Source organism: Pseudoalteromonas sp. S3178, from assembly GCF_005886985.1.
GTDB classification, from domain to species: Bacteria; Pseudomonadota; Gammaproteobacteria; order Enterobacterales; family Alteromonadaceae; genus Pseudoalteromonas; species Pseudoalteromonas carrageenovora.
Genome location: NZ_PNCW01000120.1, coordinates 1 through 2,279 on the forward strand (window position 1 = coordinate 1; position 2,279 = coordinate 2,279).

Annotated in this window: 3 protein-coding genes and 1 pseudogene; 3 read left to right on the top strand and 1 reads right to left on the bottom strand. The window is 37.7% G+C overall.

Annotation, left to right across the window (positions count from 1 at the left end; all coding sequences use genetic code 11):
• The coding region (locus tag CWC11_RS20200) for a LysR substrate-binding domain-containing protein (protein ID WP_249330778.1) at window positions 1-326 on the top strand (326 nt) is incomplete at its 5' end.
• Between the two features lie 52 nt (window positions 327-378).
• The gene (locus CWC11_RS20205; protein WP_171038465.1) at window positions 379-1,143 is read left to right on the top strand and encodes a YdcF family protein; all 765 of its coding nucleotides are present in this window, start codon (window positions 379-381) and stop codon (window positions 1,141-1,143) included.
• Between the two features lie 19 nt (window positions 1,144-1,162).
• Here the strand turns inward: CWC11_RS20205 and CWC11_RS20210 are convergent, their stop codons facing one another.
• Complete coding sequence (locus tag CWC11_RS20210; RefSeq protein ID WP_138684123.1) at window positions 1,163-1,915, bottom strand: Nif3-like dinuclear metal center hexameric protein; 753 nt, start codon at window positions 1,913-1,915, stop codon at window positions 1,163-1,165.
• A gap of 150 nt (window positions 1,916-2,065) precedes the next feature.
• Here CWC11_RS20210 and CWC11_RS20215 point away from each other — a divergent pair.
• Window positions 2,066-2,279: pseudogene (locus CWC11_RS20215) on the top strand (hypothetical protein); the annotation flags it as partial.

Below are 2,279 nucleotides of genomic sequence, written 5' to 3' on the forward strand. Positions count from 1 at the left end.
AAAACGAAACTATTATTTCGTACCCTATTCCACGTGAACGCCAAGATATTTTTAAACATTTCATTCAAAATGCACGCTTTGACGGCACACTAAAAAATGTTGACCAAGGGCTGCTTATATTTCAATTAGTAAGTGCTGGAATGGGTGTAGCGGCATTACCTGATTGGCTTGTTACTCCTTATGAAAGCCAAGGGTTAATTAAATCAATTCCGCTTGGTGCACTTGGCTTAACACGCCCAATGTATTTAGCAATGAAAAAAGATATGAAAGATAACCCCGTTTATCGCCACTTTTTAAATACGTGTAAGTTAAATAACGGTCGATAAGTTACATGCTAATAAGTAACATAAAGCACTATTATAATTTATGTTACTTATTATGTTTGAATTAAAAAAGATTTTAGGTGGCTTACTCATGCCACTCCCTTTATTTTCTTTGTTTGCTTTTATAATGCTGTTGCTTGCATTTAAAGGGCGTAAATCAGCACTTGTTCTTTCGAGTTTAAGCTTATTCGTTTTGCTTTCTCTTAGTACGCCATTTTTCGCACATCAAATTATTAAAAGTAATGAGCCAACCTCACTTGCGTTTAATAATTTAAAACACCCTAAAATAGATAAAATTGTTGTACTTGGCTGCGACATAAACCCAAATACCGGGCTCAGTGCCAACAACCAGCTTGGTAACTGTGCACTTAGCCGTTTAGTAGAAGGTGTAAAGCTTGCAAAGCAATACCCTAATGCTCAACTTATTGTATCTGGTGGTGGTTACGAAAATGTCACTAATAGCGCCTTAATGTATAAAACAGCCATTAGTTTAGGAGTGAATAAAAACCGTATTAGTCAAAACCCACACGCTATGGATACCGCTGCTGAGGCAAAAATGTTAGCCCCAAAACTGGTTGATTTTAACGTTGCTTTGGTTACTTCTGTGCTTCATATGCCCCGTGCAAAAAATTTATTTAACGCCCAAGGAATTGATGTAATAACAGCTGCGACTGATTACCATAATTTTGCAGCCCTTCCTTTATATAAGCAGTTTACTCCAAATGCAGAGGCTTTAAAGGTCGTTACACAGTATGCACATGAAGTGCTGGGGAATGCGTGGATTAATTTGCGCCGCTGGATAAACCCAGAAGCGCTTTAGTATCTAATAAGTATTTTAGTTATACCGGGTTATCTATATCTATAAAGGTAACCTCAAAACCATAATCTTTAGCTAGTAGCTTACCCAATGCTTTTACTCCATAGCGCTCAGTGGCATGATGCCCCGCAGCAAAAAAATCTATATTTTGCTCACGCGAACTGTGAATAGTTTGCTCAGACGCTTCACCTGTTAAATAGGCATCAATTCCCTGCTCTGCTGCTAAATCTATATAGCCTTGCCCACCACCTGTACACAATGCAATGGTTTGTATTTTTTCATCGCGAACAATACTGCACAATGGCTCTCGGTGCAAAACGTTTGCAATTTTCTTGGCAAACTCACTACCTGTGAGCGGAGTTTTTAAACGGCCTTTCATTGCTACACTATTGGCAGTTGGCTCAAGCCCAGTTTCTATCTCAATATCAAGTAAATTAGCTAGCTGCGCGTTATTACCAATAGACGGGTGAATATCCAGTGGTAAATGATAACCAAATAAATTTATATCGTTTGCAAGTAGTGCGCTTATACGGCGCTTTTTCATACCTGTGATCGGTTGAGATTCCCCTTTCCAAAAAAAACCATGGTGAACCAAAATAGCATCTGCATTTTTTTCTATAGCTGCATCAATAAGTGCTTGGCTTGCTGTTACACCTGTAATTATGGTTTTAATTTCATTTTTACCTTCAACTTGTAATCCATTTGGGCAAAAATCTTTAATTAAATGCGGTTTTAAAATGTCATTTAGAAGTTGGTTAAATTCTCTACGTTGCATACACGTTACCTTACTTAGCACTGAATTTTGTGCAAATTTTGGCGTTTATGGGCGAAAAATGGAAGGAAAATCGCAAAAAATTGAAAAACAGTTTTAAAATAGGTATAAATACGACTTCTTTATCTGTGTTCACAACGTATAGGGTCTCTGATGAGCAAACTAGACAAAACAGAAGTGTTATCTGCCTTTGAAGCTGCATATGAAGCTGCTAATGGTAAAAAACCTGAAATTACAACTAAACCAGGCTGGTACAGCATTGATGGCGGAAAAAATTTACGCCTAGCTGACGTAGCTGAGCTGACTGAAGAATTAAGCTCTGGTAAAACTACACCTAAAGCTGCAGAAAAAGCGCCGGCTAAAAAAA

Bases quoted from the DNA above. Each gene is read 5' to 3' on its own strand.
- CWC11_RS20205 (WP_171038465.1), top strand. From the start codon at position 379: ATGTTTGAATTAAAAAAGATTTTAGGTGGCTTACTCATGCCACTCCCT.
- CWC11_RS20210 (WP_138684123.1), bottom strand. From the start codon at position 1,915: ATGCAACGTAGAGAATTTAACCAACTTCTAAATGACATTTTAAAACCG.